This is a genomic window from Nonomuraea sp. NPDC047529, assembly GCF_040642995.1.
Classification (GTDB): Bacteria; Actinomycetota; Actinomycetes; order Streptosporangiales; family Streptosporangiaceae; genus Nonomuraea.
On sequence record NZ_JBEYTJ010000043.1, the window covers coordinates 1 to 21,910 of the forward strand.

The window sequence follows — 21,910 nt, forward strand, 5'->3', positions numbered from 1 at the left end:
CGGCTGGGGTGGGCTGGTGGAGGTGGGGGCCGATAACGGGCCGGCGTCGTGTGCGGTGTCGGGGCCGGTGGAGGCGGTGCGGGAGGTGGTGGCGCATGATCGTCCACACCTCGGCGTGCGCGCCCTGCTTGGCGGCCAGTTCCAGTGAGGGCAGCGCCGGGTCGGTCTCGTGGCGGGTGCGGCGGCCGAGCAGGCCCAGCAGGCGGCCCGTCTCGGCGGCGGGAAGCGCGCCCCTGGCCGCCAGCTCAAGCAGCGGGGGCACCGCGTCGTCGCCCTCCAGGGTGAGGAAGCAGGCCAGGACCAGGGCCGTGGCCGGGCCGGACGCGCCTTCGGCCGACGCGAGGCCGCGCAGGTCGTCGATCGTGAGGTCGGGCGGGTCGAAGCGGCCGGTCAGTCCGATCGCCAGATGGGCCGCCACGAGCTCCCGGTGGTGCGGCATCATGCCCGGCCAGAACCGCCGTGACGCGCGCCGGGACGGACGTGTCCCGGACGGCGCGGTCAGCAGGGCGTCGAGGTGCGCGAGACCGGTGGGCTCCACGGGCCGCCAGCTCACCCGAGGGCCGAGCCCCCGTTCGCCGTGAGGCCCGAGGTCGAGGCTCCAGGTCAGCTCCACCTCCGGAGGCGGCTGCGCGCCGCGCTCGAACCAGCGGGCCACCGCCGTGCCGGCCGCCGAACCGAGGCCCTTCGCGCGTGCGGCCAGGTCGGGGGCGGGGCCGGGCGGAAGGCGCAGCAGGGCCTGCTCCAGATCCAGCGGCAGCGGTTCGCGACCGGAGTCCGCGTACCCGGCCAGGCGGGTGAGCAGGGTCTCGGGGTCGAGGTGGCCGTCGGCGCGGGTGGGGGTGGCCAGCAGGACCGGGGGCAGAGCTCCGGCCTTCGCCGCGCTCAGCAGCTCGTCCAGGCGGGCCAGGAGGAAGGCGTGCGGGTGGGCGCAATTCCACTGGTGGGGGAGGCGGCTCCAACCGGCGGACGCGGGCCGCGCGCCGGGGTCGTAGAGGTCGTGGAGGTCGGGCTCGGCGTCGTCCGTCCGGAGGAGGTCCGCCCGCACGTCGGCGGGCAGCTCGTGGATCGGGACCATCGTGCGCAGCGCGGGGAACAGCCGGAAGGCCGTGGCCGCGAGGGTCACCATGCCGTCGTACAGGGTGTGCCCGAGATCGCCGGCCGGGTCGGGGAGGACCCGGCGCCGCGGACGTGACCCGGGCGGCCCCGGGTCCTCGCCGGGGTTGACGAGCTCCCTGGCCAGCGCGGTGCACCAGTCACGAGGAGACTCCCACGACGGCGCGTCGTAGAGCACCGGCCGCAGGTCCTCGCCGAACCGCCGGGCCAGCCTCTCCCGCAGGGGGCCCGGATGCGCGTGCGCCTCCCGGACGACCGCCGCCAGCCACGCCTCGACGCCGATCCAGCCGATCTCCCCCGGCGGCCCGCCGTCCGGGCCGCCGTCCGGCCCGCCGTCCGGGCCGCCGTCCGGGCCGCCGTCCGGGCCGCCGTCCGGGCCGGACGCGGGGAACGGGCCGGGCACGACGGGCTCCGGCAGCCGGCCCGGGGTGAAGTCGCCGGTCCAGCCTTCGACGAACCGCTCGCGGAGCCGCCGGGCCGAGGCCGGGGGCAGCAGTTCGGCGCCCTCCAGGATCGGGGCGGGGTCGGGGAGGTGGGCGGCGTGCTTGAGGGTGAGGGCCACCGCGCGGTCGCGCACCTCGTGGGAGGCGTGCGCGTACGCGTTGGTCAGCGCGGTGACGTGGTCGGCCACGCGTTCGGGATGGCGGCCGAGGTCGCGGTCGAGCCAGGTCAGGCCCTTCACCGCGAGCTTGGCCTCCTGGCGGAACGTCATCACCTCGACGGCCTCGGCGGCGTCCGCCGGGTCGAGGCGCGCCCGGCGTACCTGCTGCCAGGCCAGCTCGGCCACCGGGCCCGGCGCGGCGGCCAGCAGCCGCAGGTAGTCGCGCACCAGCCCGGCCGACTCCTCCGGCGCAGGCGCCACGAGCGTGTGCAGCCGGACGAAGAACCGCAGGTCACGCGCGTCGCCGCCGAGCAGGAACCGGCGCACGCAGCCGGCGATGACCTGTTCGCGCGGCAGCGCGCGGGCGGTCAGGGCCAGCCAGTGGGACGGCTCCGGGGTGAGCGTCTCGCCGGCCAGCGCCCGGCCCGCGCCGGCCGCCCCGAAGATCCGCGGAAGCAGGTGCGGCGTCAGCGGGTCCTCGGCCACGGCCGCCGCCGACAACCAGGCCGCCACCAGCGGTTCGTGGTCGGGCGGGGTGGCCGCGCCGTCGCGCAGCAGTTCCAGGGCCAGCGGCACGATCCGGTCGTCGGGACGGCGGACGCGGCGTGCGATCCGGGCCGCCAGATCGGCCCGCCAGGCCGCCGGGCGGCCGGAGAGCGCCTTCACCAGCCGGTGCGGGCTCGGCGCGTCGGTCCCGCGGGGATTGAGGTCGCGCTTCGTCAGCCAGGTGGCGGCGCCGGCCGGGCCGGGAACGGTCGCCGCGCCCGTCATCCTCAGTGCCTCGGACAGGCGGGCGGCGTGGCCGTCGGCGGTCCAGGCGAAGCCGTCCCAGCCGATGGCGGCCAGCCGGGGGCGGACCTCGGCGAGCAGGCCGGGCAGCTCGGCGGCGACGGCGGCCCGCTCGTCGCCGGTGAGCGTCGGCAGCCGCGCCGCCAGGCCCTCGGTGTCGCGGGCGAGCACGAGGTTCCTGATCTCGGTGCGGACGTCGTCGGCGGTCATGGGGTGGCTCCGGTGAGCTGGGCGTGCAGGCGCCGGCACTCGTGCGCGAAGCGGGTCGTCCGGCGGCCGCGGGCGTACTCGGCGATGACCGGGATCTCCCCGCGCGCGCCGGTCCAGTGCGCGACGTCGGCGGCGAAGGCGACGAGCGCGGTGTGGGTCGCCGTGACGCGGCGCCCCTCGCCGGGCAGCATCCCGGGCAGCATCCCGGGCAGCAGGGTCAGCAGGATGCGCCACACCTCGTGGTGGCCGCCGGCTTCGGCCAGCGCGGTCAGGGCCGCGATGGCGGGGCGGGTCTCCTGCCAGGTGCGGCGCAGCACCAGCGCGAGCTGGCGGCCGATCGCCTCGGCGGGCAGCTCTCCCTTGGCGGCCAGGTTCAGGATCTGCCGGGTCACGCCGGGCACGCCACCGGCCAGGAGGAAGGCGAGGATCACCGCCGTCGGCTCGCCCATCGGCCCTTGGGCGATCTCCAGGCCGGCGAGCGCCGCCGGGGCGCTCCACACCCCCCAGTGGCCGTGCAACAGGTAGGGCAGGAAGTTGACGGCCACGACCTCGCGGTGCGAGGGCAGCATGGCGGGCCACGCGCCGACCGTGTGGCCGGACTCGCCGGTCGAGTCGGACGGCTCGCGCAGCAGCACCTCGTCGATCAGCCGATGGCCGGTCGGGGCCGTCAGCCGCAGCACGGGCCGCAGTCTGACCTCGGTGAAGTGTTCCGGCTCGCCGTCACCGAAGTCGACCATGGACGCGCCTGCCATGTGACGCCACACGTGGCCGCACTCGGGGTCGGCCAGGCCGTCGCCGGCGAGCCAGCGGGCGGCGGACCCGGCCGCCTCCGACTCGACCTTGGCGGCCCGCTCGGCCGCCGCCGGGTGGGCGCCCCTCGGCAGCCGCAGCAGCGCCTGCGCCAGGTCGGCCGGCAGCGGCTCGACGCCGGCGGCGGCGCACGTCTCCAGCCGGTCGATCAGCACGTCGGGGTCGAGGTGGCCGCTCGTCCAGGTCGGCGTGGCCAGCAGCACCGGCGGCAGCGTGCCGGTCCGGAGGGCCTCGGCGAGTTCGGCGTGGCGGTGCAGCAGGAAGTCGTGGGGCGGGGAGACACGATGGGCGTGGGGCAGCCGGTTGCGCCGCCGCCATTCGTCCTGCTCGGGCAGCTCATGGGGCATGTACGAACGCAGCCGCGGCGGGACGAAGACGACGGTCACCTGCACCAGCGGCTCGTCGGGGCCCGGCGGGGGCACCTGGTCACCCGCCCGCATCGCGGCGATCCGGGCGGGCCGCACGCCGAACTCGGCCATGCGCTCGTAGGCGTGCTCAAGGATGTGGTCCGGCATGGCCTCCGCGGAGTCGTCGTACTGGATGCCGGGCCTGGCCTGGGCCGGGTGGAGAGGGTCGGGGTCGTTCAAGTGGATCCGGCCGCCGGCGAAGGAGATCTGCCGGTCGCCCTCGTGGGCCACCGCGTTGCCGGGGCCGTCGTCGCTGGTCCAGGTGATGAAGAAGGCGCGCAGCGGGGCGTCGTCGTCGAGGTAGCGGCCGGGCCGGTGGAAGCCGCCCACCATGATCCGCCGGGACTGCGGCGGCTGCGCGGCGGGATCCTCGCCACGGGTGAGGACGCGCGCCCTCAGGGAGCGGCTCGCCTGGTCCCAGAACTTCTCCGGCCGGATCGGCGGCACCTCCGGCACGCTGCCCGGGGTGACCAGCTCGGCGGACAGCGCCGCCTGCCAGCTGTCGGGGTCGAGGCGCACCTTGTCGGTCCGCCAGTAGCTGTGGACCTGCTCGGCGTGGCCCCTGAGATCGTGGCGCAGTGCCGCCCGGTCGCCGGCGGCGCCGGTGACGAAGGCCGCCAGCCAGCGTTCCTGCTCGATCCAGGGCTCGTGGTGGTCGGGGAAGACCGACGGCTCGGGGAAGCGCCGCGCCTCGGGCGGCTCGGGCAGCGGCGGGAACTCCTTGCGCTCCAGCAGCTCCTCGACCGGTATGTCCCCGCCGAACCGCCCGGCCAGCTTCACGCCCAGATCCGCGGGGAGCGCGCGGACGCCGTCGAGGATCGCCTCGGCGTGGTCGGCGAACAGGGCGGCGTGCCGCAGCGTCAGCTCGACCGCGCGGTTGCGCACGTCGAAGGACGCGTGCGCGTAGGCCGTGGTCAGCGCGGTCACGAAGTCGGCGGCCGTCTCCGGCGTGGCCCGGATCGCCTGGTCGAGCCAGCGCAGGCCCAGGGTGGCGAGCTTGGCCTCGGCCCGGAAGGTGAGCGCGTCGACCGCCTCGACCAGGTCGGCGTGGTCGAGCGGCATCGCCCCGCGCACCTGCCCGGCGGCCAGCTCGGCGACCGTGCCCGGGGCCGACGGCAACAACCGCAGGTAGTCGCGCAGACGGGCGGCGGACTCCGCGGGCGTGGGGTCGAGCAGCGTGTGCAGCCGGACGAAGAAGCGCAGGTCCTGCGCCTCGCCGCCGCGCAGGAACCGGCTCACGCAACCGTCGAGCGCCTGCTCCCTGGGCAGCTCGCGGGCGGCGGCGGCCAGCCAGCGGCTGGGCCGGGGCTCCAGCCGCTCGTCGCGGAGGGCACGGCCCGCGCCGTCGGCGTCGAAGACGCGCGGCAGCAGCACGGGGGTCAGCGGGTCGCCGGGCACGCTCGGGACGGTCAGCCAGGCGGCCACCAGCGGGTCGTGGTCGGGCGGCACAGCCCCGGACTCGCGCAGCAGCGCCACGGCCAGCGGCGCGATGCGGTCGGCGGGACGGCGCACCCGCCGGGCCAGCCGGACAGCGACGTCGCGCCGCCACTCCAGGGGCCGGGTGGCCGCCAACCGGCACACCTGGGCGACGTTGGGCTCCCTGGCCCAGCGGCGGTTGACGTCGCGGCCGGTCATCCAGGCCACGGCGGCGGCCGGGCCGGTGATGACGCCGACGCCGGTCAGCAGCAGCGCGCCGGCCACGGTGTCGAGCAGGTCGCCGACCTCCCAGGAGGCCATCTCCTCGACGCCCTCGACGTCGTCGGGGTGCTCGGCGCGCAGCCGTTCGGTGCGGGCCTGGCGCAGCTCCTTGACCAGGCCGGGCAGCCGTCCGCCCAGCTCGGCGCGTTCCTGCTCGGTGATCGTGCCCAGCCGGTCGGCCAGGCGGGCGACCTGGTTGCGGGTGATCAGGTCGAGGATCTCCGTCCAGAGGGTCATCGGGAGACCTCCACGGCGGCGCGGGCGACGATCCGGGCGGCCAGCACGTGCTTGCACGGCCCGCGGGAGCCGCGATGGTCCCACCACCACTCGCAGGTGCAGGAGCCGTCGGCCAGCGAGACCCGGCGGGTGCCGCCCGAGGTGCGGACGGTGGCCGACTCGCCTTCGAGGTGCACCGCGCCCGCCTCGACCAGCTTGCGCGCCTTGGCCAGCCGCGGGTTGAGCAGGATCACGTTGTCCTTGTCGTAGGGCAGCTCGCGGTGGAAGTGGGCGGCCTCCGACAGGTCGTAGCCGACCCGGCCGGCGACGCCGAGCCGCGTCAGCGCGGCACGTACCCGGTCGGCGGGGATGCCGGCGCGGTCGGCCAGCAGGCCGATCTCGATCTCGGGCTCGAAGTTGAGCAGCATGCCCACCACGTCGGCGTCGTTCTCGGCCTCGTCGGTGGCCAGGTCGTCGAGCACCGCGCCCTCGCCGGAGAAGCCGCGCCAGCGTTCGGGCGAGAGGGTGAGCGTGTAGCGCATGCCGGGCAGCTCCAGCTCCCAGGCGCTGGAGGCGGCGTCGGGCGGGCCGTACACCCGCAGGGACTTCGCGAAGCGCAGCAGCGGCAGGAGGGTGCCGAGCCGGTTGGGGCCGGCGAGCTGGACCGAGCCGGATACCTGGTGCTGGGAGACCTTCAGGTCGCGCCCGGACTGCGCCACCCACACCGTGCCCTTCTTGGGCAGCCCGCGCAGGAACCGCACCGCCGCCATGCCGGCCAGCTCGCCGCGCTGGTCCATGCCCGAGGCGATGACCTGCACCTCGGCGAACCCGCGCAGCCAGCGCTCGGGCAGCGGCACCTTCTTCTCCACCACCGCGCCGTCCGTCGTGGTCACGACCAGCTCGTCGAGGCCGACCCCCAGGTGCAGCGGGTCGCGCGCGCCGATGCGCGCCAGCGCCTCCCGCAGCGGCGCGTTGACGTCGACGTTGGTGGTGCCCCGGTCGAAGACCTCGCCGTCGAGCGCGCCGTCCAGCAGGTCGAGCCGGGCGTACACGCCGCCGCAGGCCGAGAAGGACTCGAAGCGCAAGCGGTCGCCGTTGCACGTCACCACCGGGTCGCGTACCCAGCCGGGCCGCGACTGCGGCTGGTGGTAGCGGGCCAGCGCCACGTCGGCGACGCCGAGCAGGGCCGCGGCGGCGGGGGCGGCCTGCGTGACCACGCCGCTGAAGAACCGGGGGGCCACGGCCGGGCCGGACAGGGCCCGGCCGCCGGAGGTCGCCAGACCGAGCCGGCCGTCGACGAGGGAGGAGGGCGCGGCGTACGTGTACGCCTGCGTCGCTGAAGTCATGGCCGGGACGATAGATCGCCCCACCGACAAGATCGCTGCTTCACTTTCCGCGGTCTTCGACGCCAGATCATCTTTAATTCCGGATGGTCTACTCATTTCGGACAAGCCGGTTTATGCTCTGGGCATCCTGAAGTGGATCACACCCCCGGGAGGCGCCCATGAAGAAGATGACCATCCGCCGCAAGAGCACGCAGCGCCTGATGTCCGGTGCCCGCCGGCTCTGGATCGAGTGGTGCTGGTAGGTGCCAAGACGGCGGGCGCTCTCGGGTGCCCGCCCCTGCGGTCTCGGGACCTGCCGTGAACCGCTTCGACTGCCATCGCGGGCACGGGCCCTACGCCGGGGTCTCCGGCTTCCTCGCCGAGATCGCCGCCGACCGTCCGCGCCTGGCCGCCCCCCACCGGGTCGAGCTGTACGCGATCGCCCCCTGGCTCGACCGTACGGCCCGGCCGGCCGCCGAGGAGGAGCCGATCAGGTTCCACCCGGCCCGCCGCACCGCCTGCCTGGCGTACGGCGCCGCGGAGTTCGCCGCCTCCTGGGCCGGCACCCTGCGCCGCCCGGTCACCGTCACCTTCGAGCACGTCGCGCACGCCGACGAGACCACCGCCGAGCTGCTGGACACCCTGCTCCCGCGGATCGCCTCCACCCCGCTGCGCCTTGACCTGCGCGACGACGGCCGCGCCGAGCCCCCGCCGCTGCCCACGGACCCGGACGCCGTCCGCGCCGCGCTCGGCGACGGCCTGGCCCGCGGCTTCTACCACCACGCGGCCCGCGTCGCCGCCCACGGACGCGCCATCGTCACCCCCGAAGGCGACCTGCGGCAGTGGTGGGCCTGCACCACGGGCCTGGCCACCGCGCTGGCGGCGCTGGAGCGCGCGGAAGAGGCGCTCGCACTCTACGACGAGGCACGCGCGGCCACCGGCGACCCAAAGATCAACATGTCCGCCGCGTACGCCACCGCCATGTTGTACGCCCGCCACCTCCCGGCCGCCCGCCAGGACCCCGGGCAGGCACGACACTGGCTGGAGGAGGCGCTCCGGCTGGCCGAAGACGTGGACGACCCCCGCCACCAGGTGATCTCCACCGTCTTCTACGAGCAGGGCCTGGCCCTGCTGGACGCCAAGGCCGGCGCGCCCGCCGAGGCGCTGCGGCTGATCGACGACGGGCTGGCCAGGCTGACGGCGGTGCTGGCGCCGGGCGAGCACCCGCAGCACCTGGCCCGCCTGCGCCACAACCGCGCCCAGGTGCACCTGGCTCTCGGCGACCCGGCGCGGGCCCTGGCCGACCTCGACGGCGTGATCGCCCACGACCCGGACAACAGCGAGTACTACGTGGACCGGGCCGCCCTGCACCGCGCGGCCGGACGCGTCCAGGCCGCGATCAAGGACTACGGCACCGCCATCCGCCTGGGACCGCACCTGCCCGAGGCGTACTACAACCGCGCCGTGCTCCTCCTGGAACGCGGCCGCGACGAGCGGGCCCGCGAGGACCTGGGGCACGCGCTCGCCATCGACCCCGGCCACCTGGACGCCCGGATCGCCCTGGTCAACGCCCACCTGGAGCGCGGCGCGCTGGACGCCGCCGAACGCGACGCGCTGGCCGGCCTCGCGCTGGCCCCCAAGGAGCCGGCGCTGCTGTGCACGCTCGGCCTGATCCGCTCCGAGCGCGGCGAGCCGGCCGAGGAGCTGTTCACCCAGGCCCTGGAGGGTGACGAGACGCTGGTCGAGGCGTGGACCAACCGCGCCGCCGTGCGCTTCGAGCGCGGTGAGGTGACCGCCGCCGTGGCCGACCTGGACCGGGCGGTGGCGCTGTCGCCCGCGCCCGAGCCGCGCTACAACCGGGGCACCGCGCTGGCCCGGCTCGGCCGCTGGGAGGAGGCGGCCCGCGACTTCACCGACGCGCTCGCCCAGCCCGGCCTGGACCGGGCTCTCCGCCGCGACCTGCGTGCCGAACTGGCCCGCTGCGACCGCGCCCGCTCCGGCTGAACCGCAAGGCCTACTGTGCGTCCGCCTTGTCGCAGGTGGTGTCGCGGCCGGGCAGGACGCCGTTCACCAGGTAGCGGTTGACCGTGGTGTTCACGCAGGTGTCGCCCGCGGCGAGGTAGGCGCCGTGGCGGAAGGCGCCGCGCAGGGTGACCATGCGGGAGCCGGTCAGCGTCCGGTGCATCGCCCGCTGGCCGGGGAACGGGGTGACGGGGTCGCCGTCGGCGCCGACGACCAGCATCGGGACGTCGTTGCCGAGCCTGGTGGGCGCCTCCACGGGGGCGGACGGCCAGAAGGAACAGGGGCTGAGGTTGCGGGTCATCGGCCCGAACAGCGGCTCGTCCGCGCGGTGGGCCTGGATGTCGCGGAAGTAGCCCTCCACGTCGCGGGAGGCGGCCCGGTCGGCGCACAGGATCGGGGTGCCGGCCCGGTCCTCGGCCGGCCCCGAGCCGGTGAACAGGCCGTCGAGGGTCTCCTTCAGCGACGCCGGGACGGTGACCGCCTCGCCGCGGGCGGCGCCGGCCAGCGTCCGCACCTCCGCCGCGAAGCCGGCGTACGCCTTGGCGCTGTCGTCGTAGAGGCGGACGAACAGCAGGTAGGGGATGTGATGGGCGTCGATCCGGTACGCGCCGACCCGCAGCGGGCGGCGGGCCGCGGCCCGGTCGACGCGCTCCACGGTGGCCAGGACGTCGGCCCGGGTGCCGCCCAGGCCGTACTCGGCGTCGCGGGCGGCGGCCCAGGCGGCCCAGTTCCCCAGCGCGGCGTCGATCGCCGGGCCGTTCGCGGACAGCAGGTCGGGGCCGTAGACGTCCGGGCCGACCGCGCTGTCCAGCACGAACCGGTCGGCCCGTGAGCCGAACAGCTGCGTGTAGACCGCGCCCAGGTAGGTGCCGTAGGAGTAGCCGAGATAGGACAGCCTGGGCTCGCCGAGGGCGGCGCGGATGACGTCCATGTCGCGGGCGGTGTTGCGGGTGGAGGCGTACGGCAGCAGGTCGCGGCCGCTCTTGGCGCACCCGTCGGCCAGCTCCCTCATGAGCGTGACGCTCTCGTCGAAGGTGCGGCGGGTCGGGCCGGCCGACCGGGTGGGGGTGTCGGTCGTCCACCGGCAGCGGATCGGCGTGCTGCGGCCGACGAAGCGCGGGTCCATTCCGATCAGGTCGTAGCGGGCCGCGACCTCGGGCATGAGCCGGCCGAGCAGCGGCCGTGGCAGCCCGCTCCCACCCGGACCGCCGGGGTTGATCAGCAGGACGCCCCGGCGCGCGGCGGGGTCGGTCGCCTTGATCCGTGAGATCGCCACCGAGACGGTCCGCCCTCCTGGCCTGCGGTGGTCCAGCGGGACGGTGACCTCGGCGCACTGGGCCCCCGCCGCGTCGAGAGCCTCGCCGATCTCGTCGCCGCGACCGGTCCGGCAGCGGTGCCAGTCGAGCGTCTGGCGGTGGAACCGGGTCGCGTCACCGGCCCGGGCGTCGCCCGTGACGGCCGCCGACGCCTGGCCGGTGACCGCGAGCCCCGCCACCAGGGTCGCGCTCGCGGCGACGGCCGTCACGATCTTTCGTGCACGCACAGAAGCCCCCTTTTCTGATGATGTCGTCACCGACGCTAGGGTTCCGTGCGTTTGATCTTGATCGGCCGAACGGCCGACCGGGGTCGGCCTAACGGACATTCCCCCGCTCAGTGGCCGTCGCAGCAGGCGGTGCGGGCCGCCTGAAGGTGGACGGGCTCGTTCCACCAGTGGCCCGCCGTGCTCGGATGGACGGGGACGCGGTCCCTGACCCTGCCCCAGGCGGCCGAAGCGGCGGGCGTCGCCTGGTCGGTGGTGGTGGCGGACGGGTAGGGCGCGAGAAGCCGCTCGACCGTGTGGTGCCTGCCGCCGACGACGACGGCGGTGACACTGGCCGCGTCCTCGATGCGGGACAGCGGGTCGCCGCGGACGATGGCCAGGTCGGCGTACATGCCCTTGGCGATCCTGCCCAGCGGGAGGCCGAGGTGGGCCCCGGACGCGCTGGTCGCGGCGGTGAGCGTCTCGCGCGGGGTCAGGCCGAACCTGACCATGGCGCGCAGGTTCATGTGCAGGCTGACCCCGAGATGGTCGATCGGCGCGTCGGTGCCGGCGGTGACCACGCCGCCGCCGCGGATCATCGCCGTGAGCTGCGCGACCTGGTTGGCGAGGTTCGTCCGGGTCACCTGGACCGCCGCGGGGTCGGCGTTCTGCACCGTGGTGACCGTCGCCCGGAGCTGGGCCATCCGCCAGTTCGGGTAGAGCCGGCGCACCCGTTCGTCGGTGACCAGCGAGGTGTCCTCCCGGTAGAGGATCGAGGAGGTGAACAGGGTGGGGGTTCTGGCCATCTTCGAGGCGTTGAACATGGAGATGACGTCGGAGTAGGCGGACCCGACGTTCGTGACGGTGCGCGAGTAGCCGAACCGGTTGGTGGCGCCGACGTGCTCGGTCTGGTCGCCGCCCATGGCGATCGCCGGATAGTGGTAGTGCGAGCTGACCGGCCTGCCCCGCCGGTGGGCCCACTCGATGACCTCGCGGTGCCAGGCGACCGGCAGCCGCACGTAGCACTTCAGCAGGTCGTAGTCGAGGGCCGCGGCCCGCCGCAGTTCGAGCAGCAGTTGGTCGTGGCTGTAGGTCGGGCGCATGAAGTTGTAGTAGACGCGCGCGCCGTCGATGGCCTCGCCGGTGCCCAGGTAGCGCGGCGCGAGCCGGGCGCCGGACTGCACCGACTCCCGCTCCTCGACCATGTGGTACGCGGGTGAGCCGGGCGAGCGCGTCGTGGTGACGCCCAGGGCGAGCCACAGCGGACCCTGCCGCGATCCGTAGGCGTAGCCCTGCATCTCCCGGTGGTGGTGGATGTCGATCAGGCCGGGCATGACGAATCCGTCCCGGGCGTCGATCAGGGTGCCGGGCCTGCCGTCCCGGTGCGGCTCGACCGCGGTGATGCGCTGGCCTCGTACGAGGATGTCGACGTCGTGGGCGACGTGGTCGGAGACGCCGTCCCACATGCGGCCCGCGTGGATGACGACCTGGTCGGGGCCGGGGTCGTTGCGCCAGGTCAGCCGCATCGGGATCGGCCGCGCGGGCCCGCCGTCGAGGCGCGTGCTCTTGAGACGCCCCTCGTTCAGGTAGAGCAGGGTGGCCGAGTCGCCGGCCCAGACGGGGGCGTCGGAGACCTCCCGGGTGACCTGACGGGCGGCGCCGGTGGGCCGTCCGGAACCGTCGACGGGCAGCACCCACAGGAGCGACTCCATGGCGAACGCCAGCATGGTGCCATCGGGGGACCAGACGGGACCGTCGTCGCCGCGGGTCTGGAGGGACCGGTGCGGCGCGGGGTCGACGTACGTGCCGGCGCCCGTGGCCCGGTCGACGAGCAGGATCTTGGACAGCCCTTCCCGGTAGCGTCGCGAGTACGGCACCACCGCGGCCATCGCCAGCGTCCGGCCGTCGGGTGACCAGGTCGGGCGGCCCGGCTCGAAGGTGGCGTCGTAGATCTTCCGGAGGTCGCCGGTGGAGACGTCCACGACCCACAGGGCGCCGTCCTGGTCGAGGTAGGCGATCTCCCGGCCGTCCGGCGACCAGCGCACCGACAGGGCGGCGGAGTCGGTCAGCCGGGTCACCTGCCGGTCGGCGCCGGTGCCCAGGTCGCGCACCCAGACGTTGAGCGTGCCGGTGCGGTCGGTGACGAACGCCAGCCGCCGCCCGTCGGGGGAGAAGTCCGGGTCGGCCTTCCACCAGCGGTCGCGGAAGAGCGGTTCAGGGGTGCCGCCGGAGCGCATCAGGTAGATGTCGTTGAGGGCGCGGAAGGCGATGGCGGAACCGTCGGGGGAGACCGCCGGGCTGCCGATCCCGACGACGGGGAACGACCCCGGCTCGTCGAACACGCGGACCTTCTTCTGGTATTTCGGAGTGGTGGTGGTGAGCGCGGCGGTGAATCCGACCGTGCCGACGGACGGGGAATCGAGCCGGCGCACTTTGATGGTGCCCCCGGAGGTGTAGTAAAAGCGTCCGTCAGGGGCGAAGCGGGTACGGAACGGGAAGACCTCCTCGCCGGTGACGAGGGCGCCCGCGGTGCCGGCCAGCTCGTTGGCGCCCGAGCGGAAGAGGTGGTAGGCGAGGTCGGCGCCGTTCGGCAGCCAGGACGGCTGGTGGACGACCTGGCCGGCGGGCACCGTGACCGCCGTGCCGCGCGTGCCGGTGGCGACGTCGATGACGTCGATCCTGGTGTCGGCGACGACGAACGCGATCTTCCGTCCGTCGGGCGACCAGGCCGGTTCGTACTCCTCGGCGGGGCCGTCGGTCAGGACGCGGCTCGCTCCGGTGGCGACGTCGAGCAGGTGGATCCCGTAGCTGCCGCCCGCGTCGGAGGAGTAGGCGATGGTCCGCCCGTCGGGGCTGTAGCGGGGCTCCCGGTGATCGAACGGGCCGGTGGTCAGCTTCGTGATCGCGGACCCGTCGGGGCGGATCGTCCACAGGTCGAAGACGCCGTCGCGGTACGACTGGAACACGAGGGTGCCGCCGTCGGGGGACCAGTCGGGCTGGGCGATGTCGTACAGGTCGCTGGTGAGCCTGCGGGCGGCGCCCCCGGAGGCGGAGCAGACCCACAGGACGCCGAGCAGGTCGAGGGCGAGCCGGCGGCCGTCGGGCGAGGGGGCGACGGCGAAGTCGGTGCCGGAGGTGACGGCCGTACGGGCGGCGGCGCCCGCCATGCCCCCGACGCCGGCCCGCGCCGGTGAGGCCGGGACGAGCACGGCGGCGAGGGCGGCGCCGCCACCCGCCAGAACGGCCCGGCGGGACGGGCGGGAGGTCGATCCGGAGGAGGAGGTGAACGCGTCGGGAGGAACCGGAGCATGGGACATCGCGAATCTCCATTCCACTATTCAGATGGTCAGCGAACCGCTGAACGTGTTGACGCGCGAGTCATGGTCGCAGACGAAATGCCTTTAGTCCCGGAGTTGCTCCGATCGGCGGCAGGGGATCAGGCGGGGGGTTCGAGCATCGGCACGAGGAAGCGCCTGGCCACCGCGGCCAGTTGCCCGTCGTCGTCGAGGTCGATGACGGCGCTGGGGATCGCCAGGAAGGAGGTGGAGATCCGCACCATCATCTCGGCCACGAGGTCGGCGTCCAGGCGGTCGGACACGTTGCCCGCCCGCTGCTCCCGGCGGAGCTGGCCGGCGACGAACTGCCGCACGGTGGCGAGGGTGCGGCCCCCGTCGGTCATCATGGACGGCACCAGCAGGTCGGGCTCCGTGGCGATGAGCCCGCCGATCAGCGGGTTGCCGCGGATGGCCCGCAACGAGCTGACGAAGCCGAGCACCACCCTGTCGGCCGGGGTGCGGGCCTGCTCGATGTCGACGAGGAACCGGTCGAAGTAGCGCCGGAACTCCCGGCGGACCACATGCTCGACCAGCGTGTCCTTGGTGTCGAAGCGCCGGTAGACGGTGATCCGGGACACCTTCGCCAGGCGCGCGACGTCCTCCATGGTGGAGCGCCTGATGCCCATCCGGCAGAACTGCTCGTAGGCCGCGTCGAGAATGCGCGCCCTCAGCTCGTCGAGGTCGCCGACCCGCTCGACGGCGTCGACGAACGCGCGCTCCAGCAACGACTCCGAGCCCGACGGCGCCATGAAGCCGGACAGCACGGATTCCACGATCACCTCCTGGTCCGGTTCCGCCTCGGGGGCGGGTCTTGTGATGTCCATCACATCGTGCTCTCATGATGATACACAGACTCAAGGTTTGTTTCTCAGTATCACCCACTTCTCGGCCTCGCACGAGAAGGAGGAAGCGGCGTGGGAGACCTCGGCAGGCGTGATTCCGGCGACGACGCCGACACGCGCCCCCTGCTCGGCGGATCTCCGGCGAGCCGATCGAGACTGCCCTGAGCGGGACCCCCCATCTCGAAGGAGTGCAGAGCATGGCAGAGCTGAGCAGGCGCGAGATCCTGATCTCGGGCACCGCCCTGGGAGCCCTCGGCGCGCTGGGCATCACCTCTCCGGCCCAGGCGAAGACCCTGGCGAAGACCCTGGCGGACGACTGGACCTGGCCGGCCTCCGGCTCGGTCGCGGGCTCCGGCACCGGCGCCGACCCCCGATGGGTGTGGGACGACGTCGCCGATCCACTCCTCGCCTCGCTGTTCGACCGCGGCGTCATCCCCGAGGTCAACCGGCTGCTGTACGACTGGAACCGCAACGACCAGCCCCTCCCCGCCGGGCTCCCCACCGACCTGCGGGCCTTCATCGAGCAGGCGCGTCAGCTGCCCTCGTGGGCCGACCAGGGCAAACTGGACGCCGCCTCGCGCTTCCACGCGCTCAAGGGCAACTACATCGTCGTCCTCACCATCGTCGGGGCGGGCATGCTGGCCACCGCCATCCCCAAGGAGGCCCGCGCGGTCTACTACTCGGCGGGCGGCGCCGACCTGAAGGACCGGGTCGCCAAGACGAACGTCCTGGCCTACGCGGTCAGGCCGCAGAACGCCTGGGGGCCCGGCGGGACGGCCGTGGTCGAGGCCGTCAAGACCCGGCTGGTGCACGCGGCCGTGCGGCACCTGCTCAAGTCGTCCCCCCACTGGCCGGGGCCCATCCCGATCAGCCAGGAGGACATGCTCGTCACGTGGCACACCCTGGCGACCTACTCCATGCGCGGGATGCGCGAGTGGAAGGTGCGCATCTCCGCCGGCGAGTCCGCAGCGTACCTGCACTCGTTGCAGCTGCTGGCGCACATGCTCGGCATCAGGGACGAGTTCATCCCCGCCACCTGGGACTCCTCCTACGCCCAGTCCGACATCGTGCTGCCCAGGAACATGGGGCCCACCGCCGAGGGCGTGGAGCTGAACGGCATCCTGCGGGGCATGCTCGCGGAGCTGACCAGCCCGGGCGGCATCGACAAGCCCCTGGTCAACGCGTTCTCCCGGTACCTCACCGGCAACCAGGCGGCCGACTGGAACGGCATCCCGCGCGAGCCGCTGTGGGACCCGGTCGTCAAGACCGCCTGGCCGCTGCTGGTGCAGTTCAGGGAGGGGCTGATCGGGCTGCCGCTGGTTCCCGCCGCGGCCTGGCTCCTCGACGAGATGATCAAGAAGTGGACCACGTTCTACCTGACCAAGGGCGCGCAGACCAAGATCGTGATCCCGACCGGCAACCGTCCCGGCTGACCGCCCCCGCCCAAGCAGAAGGCCCTCCCCGCCGGTGACGGGGAGGGTCTTCGGGGTGCGTGTCAGACCAGGGGGCGACGGCGCAGCCGGTAGGCGACCGCCGACACCCACAACATCGCGCCGGTGACGCCGACGGCCAGGGTCACCGAACCCCCTGGGCCGCCGCTCATCGTCCAGCCGTTCCCGGCGATGACGGCCACGCCCGCCACGAAGGACGCGACGGCCGAGCCCGGCGCCCCGGCCCGGGAGAAGTGACGGCCGAGCACGAAGCAGGCCGCCGCCAGGGCGATGAAGGCGATCGAGCCGGAGGCCATGTGCAGCCCGGCGTGCCAGCTCATCGTCGTGGGCGGGCCCGCCGGGGTGCCGACGGGGAAGCCGTCGCCGGCGTCCATCCGGAAGATCCCGGCGGAGATCATCCCGATGCCGTTGACCAGCAGGAGGCGGGGCAGCCACCGGCCGGGGACGGCCCGGCGCAGCCCGTACGAGCCGGCGATCACCAGCGCGCCGACGACCAGGAAGTCGGCCACCTGGATCCAGCCGAGCGAGCCGGTCGACAACTGGCTGAGCGGGTGGCGGACGATGTCGAAGCCCTCGCGGGTGAGCACTTGGACCAGGTTGACCGCCGTCCACAGGGGGGCGGCGACGGCGCCCGCGGTCAGCAGGGTGCGGGTCGAGGCGGGGGTGGCGGTGGGGGCGATGGCGGTCATGTCCCGTGTCCTTTCGTGTTCTACTGCATACGCGACGAACGGGCGATGTGACAGGGAACGCACATGAGATTTCTGCTGACGAACGTGAGCGAGCGGCGCGACGACGAGACGCTGCACGTCGAGATGGGCAGGTTCATCCAGGAGCTCACCGAGGCGGGCGTGCTGCTCGCCACCGGAGGCATGGAGCTGGGCGGCACCCTGCTCAGGTCCGCGGGCGGTGAGCTGACCGTGACCGACGGGCCCTTCGCCGAGGCCAAGGAGATGGCGGGCGGCTTCGCGCTGATCGAGGTCGGTTCGCGGGAGGAGGCGCTGGAGATCTCGCGGCGCTTCTTCGCGGTCGTCGGCGACGGCGAGTGCCACATGCGCCAGATCTACTGATGGACGTCGTCACGGCGGTCTGGCGGGAGGAGTCCGCGCGGATCGTCGCCGGGCTGGCCCGGATGCTCGGCGACGTGGGCCTGGCCGAGGAGTTCGCCCAGGACGCGCTGGTCGCCGCGCTGGAGACCTGGCCGCGCGACGGCGTACCGGACAGGCCGGGCGCGTGGCTGATGACCACCGCCAAGCGGCGCGCCCTCGACCACCTGCGCCGCGACCGGCGGCACGACCGGGTGATCGGCGAACTCCGGCCGGAGCGGCCCGGCCAGGACGAGCCGCCCGGCGACGACGTGTTGCGGCTGATGTTCGTCTCCAGCCATCCCGTGCTGCCCGCCGAGGAGCGGACCGCGCTGACGCTGCGGCTGCTCGGCGGCCTGACCACCGCGGAGATCGCCCGTGCGTTCCTGGTGCGGGAGGCGGTCGTGGCCGGACGCGTCGCGCGCGCCAAGCGCACGCTCGCCGAGGAAGGGGTGCCGTTCGAGCTGCCGCAGGGGCCCGAGCTGGCCGTACGGCTGGCGTCCGTGCTGGAGGTCATCTACCTGATCTTCAACGAGGGTTACTCGGCCACGGCGGGCGAGGACCTGATGCGGCCCGCCCTGGCGCTGGAGGCGCTGCGGCTCGGACGGCTGCTGGCCGGGCTGGCGCCGGGCGAGTCGGAGGTGCACGGGCTGGTGGCGCTGATGGAGATCCAGCAGTCGCGCGCGGACGCCCGTACCGGGCCGTCGGGGGAGCCGGTGCAGCTGCACGAGCAGGACCGGGGACGGTGGGACCGGGAGCTGATCGCGCGCGGGTTCGCCTCCATGCTGAGGGCGCGGGAGGCGGGCGGAGGGCTCGGGCCGTACGTCCTGCAGGCGGCGATCGCGGTGTGTCACGCGCAGGCGGCCGGGGCGGCCGACACGGACTGGGACCAGATCGCGGCCCTCTACGGCGCGCTGGCACGGCTGCTGCCCTCGCCGGTGGTCCGGCTCAACCAGGCGGTCGCCGTCGGCATGGCGACCGGGCCGGAGGCGGGGCTGGCGCTGGTGGACTCGCTGCTGTCGGACCCGGCGCTGCGGGACTACCCGCCGCTGTCGGCCGTCCACGGCGACCTGCTGGCGCGGGCGGGGCGCGACGCCGAGGCCGCGACGGCGTTCGAGCGGGCCGCCGCCCTCACCCGCAACACCGCCGAACGCGCCTTCCTCCTCACCCGAGCAGCCCGCCACCGCACCGCCTCCTCCCTCGCCCGTACGACGGGCGTCCGGGACACGGCCCTGCTCGGCGAGGCGGCGGACCGGTTCCTGGCGCGCACGGACCTGGACGCCGGGACGATCCGGTCGTACGGGCAGACGTTGCGGCGGCTGCGCCTGGACCTGGGGGCCGCCACGCCGCTGGCCGAGATCACCCCCGCCCTCGTGGCCAGGGTGTTCGCCGCCGCCTGGAGCACGGCCGCGCCCAGGACCTGGAACCGGCACCGCGCGGCCGTACGGTCCTTCGGCGCGTGGGCGGGCCTCGGCGACCTGCCGGCCGAGCTGCCCAGGAAGCACGACGACCGCAGGAGGCGCCCCGCCGTCGCCGATCAGGCTTTGGCCGCGCTCTGGCGGCACCCGTCGCCGCGGGAGAGGGCGCTGTGGCGGCTGGTGCACGAGTCGGGCGCCTCGGCCGCCGCCGTCCTCGCGCTCAACGTCGAGGACCTCGACCTGCCCGCCCGCCGCGCCGCCACGATCACGTGGGGCGACGGCGCCGCGGCCCTGCTGGAGGAGCTGGTCGCGGGCCGGACCGGCGGCCCGCTCTTCCTGGCCGGCCGCAGGCCCGCCCCCGCCCGGACGCCGGACCCGGCCGACCTGTGCCCAGAGACCGGCAGGCGCCGCCTGTCCTACGAACGCGCCGAGTACCTGTTCAAGCAGGCCTCGGGCGGCTACACCCTGCACCAGCTCGCGACGTCGGGACGCCGTCCGGCGCCGGCGGCCGGGTAATCGGGTCGACAGGCGGGCCGGCGATGCAGTGTGATGGTCCGGCCGCCCGCGGCGCCGAGCGGGCCCGTCGAAGGAGTCGCCTTTGCCGGAAACCGCGGACATCCGCCCCACGATCGACGCCGCCCTGGTCAGGAGGCTGGTCGACACGCAGTTCCCGCAGTGGGCCGGGCTGCCGCTGCGACTGCTCGACCCGGCGGGCTCCGACCATGTGATCTACCGGCTGGGCGAGGAGCTGTCCGTCCGGCTGCCCCGCCATCCCGGGGCCGTCGGGCAGGCCGAGAAGGAACGCGAGTGGCTGCCCCGGCTCGCCCCGCGGCTGCCGCTGGCCGTCCCGGTGCCGGTGGAGGTGGGGGAGCCCGGCTTCGGCTACCCGTGGCGGTGGGCGGTGTCCCGCTGGCTGACGGGCGAGGCGGCCACCGTCGAGGCGCTGGCCGGCTCGTCCGAGGCCGCCGTGGAGCTGGCCGGATTCCTGGCCGCCCTGCAGCGGTTCATGCCCGAGTCCGTCCGGTCGCTCAAGGGACGTCCGGAACTCGGCGAGCAGCCGCTGGCGGGCCGCGACCGCGCGACGCGGGCCGCCATCGCGGCGCTCGGCGGCGTGTTCGACGGCAGGGCCATGACCGCCCTGTGGGAGGCGGCCATGAGCGCCCCCGGCTGGGACCGCGCCCCCGTCTGGTTCCACGGCGACTTCCACACCGGCAACCTGCTGACCGCCGACGGCCGGATCAGCGCGGTCATCGACTTCGGCGGCCTCGGCATCGGCGACCCGGCCTGCGACCTGACGATCGCCTTCACCCTGATGTCGGCCGGCAGCCGGGCCGCCTTCCGCGCCGCGCTCGGCGTGGACGAGGCCACCTGGACCCGGGGCCGCGGCTGGGCCCTCGCCACCGGCCTGAACGCGTACACCGCCTACGCCGCCGTCGACCCGAGGGTCGCCGCGCAGACCACCCGCCAGATCACCGAGGCCCTCGCCGGCTGAATCGGGATGTAAGAAAGCCGCCCTTCGGACCACATGTCTAGGAACGACTCGTCCACGACCGAAGGAACCGGCTTGCCCGACCCACATGAGCGCTTCACCGTGCTCTACGACACCTACCAACCGCGGGTGTACGCGTACGCGGCGAGCCGCGCCGGGCACCAACTCGCCGAGGAAGTGGTCAGCGAGACCTTCCTGGTGGCCTGGCGGCGTCTGGACGACATTCCCGGCCACGCCGAGCTGCCATGGCTCTTCCGCGTCGCCCGCAACGTGCTGAGCGACAACCTCCGGCAGGCCGTACGGCGGGAGGCCCTTCAGGCCGAGCTCAGGACGTGGACCGAGTCGGCCGCCCTCGACGCGGGCGAACAGGCCACCGCGCGGGTCGCCGTGCTGCGGGCGCTGGCCAGGATGTCCGATGCCGACAAGGAGCTCCTGACCCTGACCACCTGGCACGGCCTGTCCGCCGAGGAGGCGGCCGAGGTGCTCGGCTGCACCAAGGCCGGCTTCGCTGGATCGCGGATCGCGCCTGTCCGCCGACGACCTGCTGGTTCTGGCCGCCCTTGACGCGCCGGGGGAGCCCGCTCGCCGGCCGTCGCGCCCGAGACGGACCCTGCTGACGGGCCTTCGGCTCACCGCCGTCGCGGCCGTCGCGGTCGCGGCCGTCGTCTTCGTGCGGAGCACGGACGCCCGGCTCGCCACGCCTGTCGCCATGTCCGCCCGTAGCGTACTGCTCGCCGCCGCGGAGCGGATCGAGACCGCGACCCCGGCGACCGGCCGCTACTGGCACACCGTGGGGCTGAGCATGGCGCTGCGGAGCGCGGGACAGGGGCCGCCCGGCGGCGGGACCCCCAAGAGCGTCGGCTACCGGGTGACGTGCACCCACGAGCTCTGGATGGCGAAGTCGGGACGAGACCCCAGCTGGCTCGTGGTCACCGCTCAGTCGGGCAAGCCGCTCACCGGCGCCGATGAGGAGACCTGGCGCCTGCAGGGCCGATGGAGGCTGAGTGACTGCGATGGGGCCGGGGTTCCCGGAGTGGGCCCGCTGACCGCGCCGCCGTTCGCCGTACGGCTCGACGACAAGCGCTACCCGGAGGTGTCCTATCCGATGGTCGGAGCCACGCCCGTCACCACGAAGCAGGTGATGGACCTGCCGGCCGATCCGGCGGCGCTCAAGAAGGTCCTTCAGCAGTGGGCCCGGCAGGCCGGTCAGCAGTCGGACGAGGCGTTGTTCGCGGAGGCCGTCAGTCTGCTGTCGCAACTTCCGACCACGCCCAGGATACGGGCCGCGCTCTACCGGATGCTCGCCGACCTTCCGGGCGTGCAGAACCTCGGCAGGATCAGCGACCCCCTGGGACGGGTGGGGACAGGGATAGAGCTCCAGGGCGGAGTGCAACGGATCGTCATCGACGAGGCGTCGGGCCGCCCGCTGGCCATGGAGGACCGGCTCGACGGAGACGAGCTCACCGCGTGGACCGCTCTGACGGCGTCCGGCTGGACCGACGCGAGACCGGTGCTGCCCGAGCAGCGCTGAGCACAAGCCCGCGAACCCGGCCTGAATTGAGAGGGACGGACTATACGGTCCC

General features: G+C 74.3%; 14 protein-coding genes. 7 read left to right on the plus strand and 7 right to left on the minus strand.

What is annotated here, in order from left to right:
- The 3 genes from ABZ815_RS43225 to ABZ815_RS43235 form a co-directional block, all read right to left on the minus strand.
- Window positions 1–2,713: hypothetical protein (locus tag ABZ815_RS43225; RefSeq protein WP_357707351.1), on the minus strand; the 2,713-nt coding region annotated here is incomplete at its 3' end.
- Window positions 2,710–5,865, minus strand: coding sequence for a hypothetical protein (locus tag ABZ815_RS43230; protein ID WP_357707352.1), 3,156 nt, complete (start codon window positions 5,863–5,865; stop codon window positions 2,710–2,712). The genes ABZ815_RS43230 and ABZ815_RS43225, both read right to left, overlap by 4 nt.
- Window positions 5,862–7,190, minus strand: a complete 1,329-nt coding sequence (locus ABZ815_RS43235) for an SWIM zinc finger family protein (RefSeq protein WP_357707354.1) — start codon at window positions 7,188–7,190, stop codon at window positions 5,862–5,864. Before ABZ815_RS43235 ends, ABZ815_RS43230 begins: the two co-directional genes overlap by 4 nt.
- 297 nt (window positions 7,191–7,487) lie before the next feature.
- On the opposite strand from ABZ815_RS43235, the gene ABZ815_RS43240 reads away from it, so the two are divergent.
- Window positions 7,488–9,173: a tetratricopeptide repeat protein gene (locus tag ABZ815_RS43240; RefSeq protein ID WP_357707355.1), complete on the plus strand. Its 1,686-nt coding sequence runs from the start codon at window positions 7,488–7,490 to the stop codon at window positions 9,171–9,173.
- 10 nt (window positions 9,174–9,183) lie between these two features.
- Here ABZ815_RS43240 and ABZ815_RS43245 read toward each other — a convergent pair whose 3' ends face one another.
- From ABZ815_RS43245 to ABZ815_RS43255, 3 genes are all read right to left on the minus strand, one after another.
- Window positions 9,184–10,734 (minus strand): alpha/beta hydrolase, encoded by a 1,551-nt coding sequence (locus ABZ815_RS43245; RefSeq protein WP_357707357.1) that lies wholly within the window; start codon window positions 10,732–10,734, stop codon window positions 9,184–9,186.
- Window positions 10,735–10,841: 107 nt separating this feature from the next.
- Window positions 10,842–14,027, minus strand: a complete 3,186-nt coding sequence (locus ABZ815_RS43250; RefSeq protein WP_357707359.1) for an amidohydrolase family protein — start codon at window positions 14,025–14,027, stop codon at window positions 10,842–10,844.
- 119 nt (window positions 14,028–14,146) lie between these two features.
- Window positions 14,147–14,869, minus strand: coding sequence for a TetR family transcriptional regulator (locus tag ABZ815_RS43255; RefSeq protein WP_357707361.1), 723 nt, complete (start codon window positions 14,867–14,869; stop codon window positions 14,147–14,149).
- Between the two features lie 215 nt (window positions 14,870–15,084).
- Between ABZ815_RS43255 and ABZ815_RS43260 the strand changes: the two genes are divergently transcribed.
- Window positions 15,085–16,320 (plus strand): oxygenase MpaB family protein, encoded by a 1,236-nt coding sequence (locus ABZ815_RS43260; RefSeq protein WP_357707362.1) that lies wholly within the window; start codon window positions 15,085–15,087, stop codon window positions 16,318–16,320.
- Window positions 16,321–16,382: 62 nt separating this feature from the next.
- Here ABZ815_RS43260 and ABZ815_RS43265 read toward each other — a convergent pair whose 3' ends face one another.
- On the minus strand, window positions 16,383–17,027 hold the full coding sequence (locus ABZ815_RS43265) for a DUF998 domain-containing protein (RefSeq protein ID WP_357707364.1): 645 nt from the start codon (window positions 17,025–17,027) through the stop codon (window positions 16,383–16,385).
- Window positions 17,028–17,090: 63 nt separating this feature from the next.
- Here ABZ815_RS43265 and ABZ815_RS43270 point away from each other — a divergent pair, with 63 nt between their 5' ends.
- The 5 genes from ABZ815_RS43270 to ABZ815_RS43290 all read left to right on the plus strand — a co-directional run bounded on the left by ABZ815_RS43270 (window position 17,091) and on the right by ABZ815_RS43290 (window position 21,858).
- Window positions 17,091–17,405, plus strand: a complete 315-nt coding sequence (locus ABZ815_RS43270; RefSeq protein WP_357707365.1) for a YciI family protein — start codon at window positions 17,091–17,093, stop codon at window positions 17,403–17,405.
- The gene (locus ABZ815_RS43275) at window positions 17,405–19,354 is read left to right on the plus strand and encodes a DUF6596 domain-containing protein (protein WP_357707366.1); all 1,950 of its coding nucleotides are present in this window, start codon (window positions 17,405–17,407) and stop codon (window positions 19,352–19,354) included. Before ABZ815_RS43270 ends, ABZ815_RS43275 begins: the two co-directional genes overlap by 1 nt.
- A gap of 82 nt (window positions 19,355–19,436) precedes the next feature.
- Window positions 19,437–20,330 carry an aminoglycoside phosphotransferase family protein gene (locus ABZ815_RS43280; RefSeq protein ID WP_357707367.1) on the plus strand — a complete coding sequence of 298 codons (894 nt, stop codon included), beginning with the start codon at window positions 19,437–19,439 and terminating at the stop codon, window positions 20,328–20,330.
- A gap of 72 nt (window positions 20,331–20,402) precedes the next feature.
- Window positions 20,403–20,891 carry an RNA polymerase sigma factor gene (locus ABZ815_RS43285; protein WP_357707368.1) on the plus strand — a complete coding sequence of 163 codons (489 nt, stop codon included), beginning with the start codon at window positions 20,403–20,405 and terminating at the stop codon, window positions 20,889–20,891.
- Complete coding sequence (locus ABZ815_RS43290) at window positions 20,878–21,858, plus strand: CU044_5270 family protein (protein WP_357707477.1); 981 nt, start codon at window positions 20,878–20,880, stop codon at window positions 21,856–21,858. The genes ABZ815_RS43285 and ABZ815_RS43290 overlap by 14 nt, the downstream gene beginning before the upstream one ends.
- Window positions 21,859–21,910 lie beyond the last annotated feature (52 nt).

Bases quoted from the DNA above. Each gene is read 5' to 3' on its own strand.
- ABZ815_RS43270 (WP_357707365.1), top strand. From the start codon at position 17,091: ATGAGATTTCTGCTGACGAACGTGAGCGAGCGGCGCGACGACGAGACG.
- ABZ815_RS43275 (WP_357707366.1), top strand. From the start codon at position 17,405: ATGGACGTCGTCACGGCGGTCTGGCGGGAGGAGTCCGCGCGGATCGTC.
- ABZ815_RS43265 (WP_357707364.1), bottom strand. From the start codon at position 17,027: ATGACCGCCATCGCCCCCACCGCCACCCCCGCCTCGACCCGCACCCTG.
- ABZ815_RS43255 (WP_357707361.1), bottom strand. From the start codon at position 14,869: ATGGACATCACAAGACCCGCCCCCGAGGCGGAACCGGACCAGGAGGTG.
- ABZ815_RS43250 (WP_357707359.1), bottom strand. From the start codon at position 14,027: ATGTCCCATGCTCCGGTTCCTCCCGACGCGTTCACCTCCTCCTCCGGA.
- ABZ815_RS43260 (WP_357707362.1), top strand. From the start codon at position 15,085: ATGGCAGAGCTGAGCAGGCGCGAGATCCTGATCTCGGGCACCGCCCTG.
- ABZ815_RS43235 (WP_357707354.1), bottom strand. From the start codon at position 7,190: ATGACTTCAGCGACGCAGGCGTACACGTACGCCGCGCCCTCCTCCCTC.
- ABZ815_RS43230 (WP_357707352.1), bottom strand. From the start codon at position 5,865: ATGACCCTCTGGACGGAGATCCTCGACCTGATCACCCGCAACCAGGTC.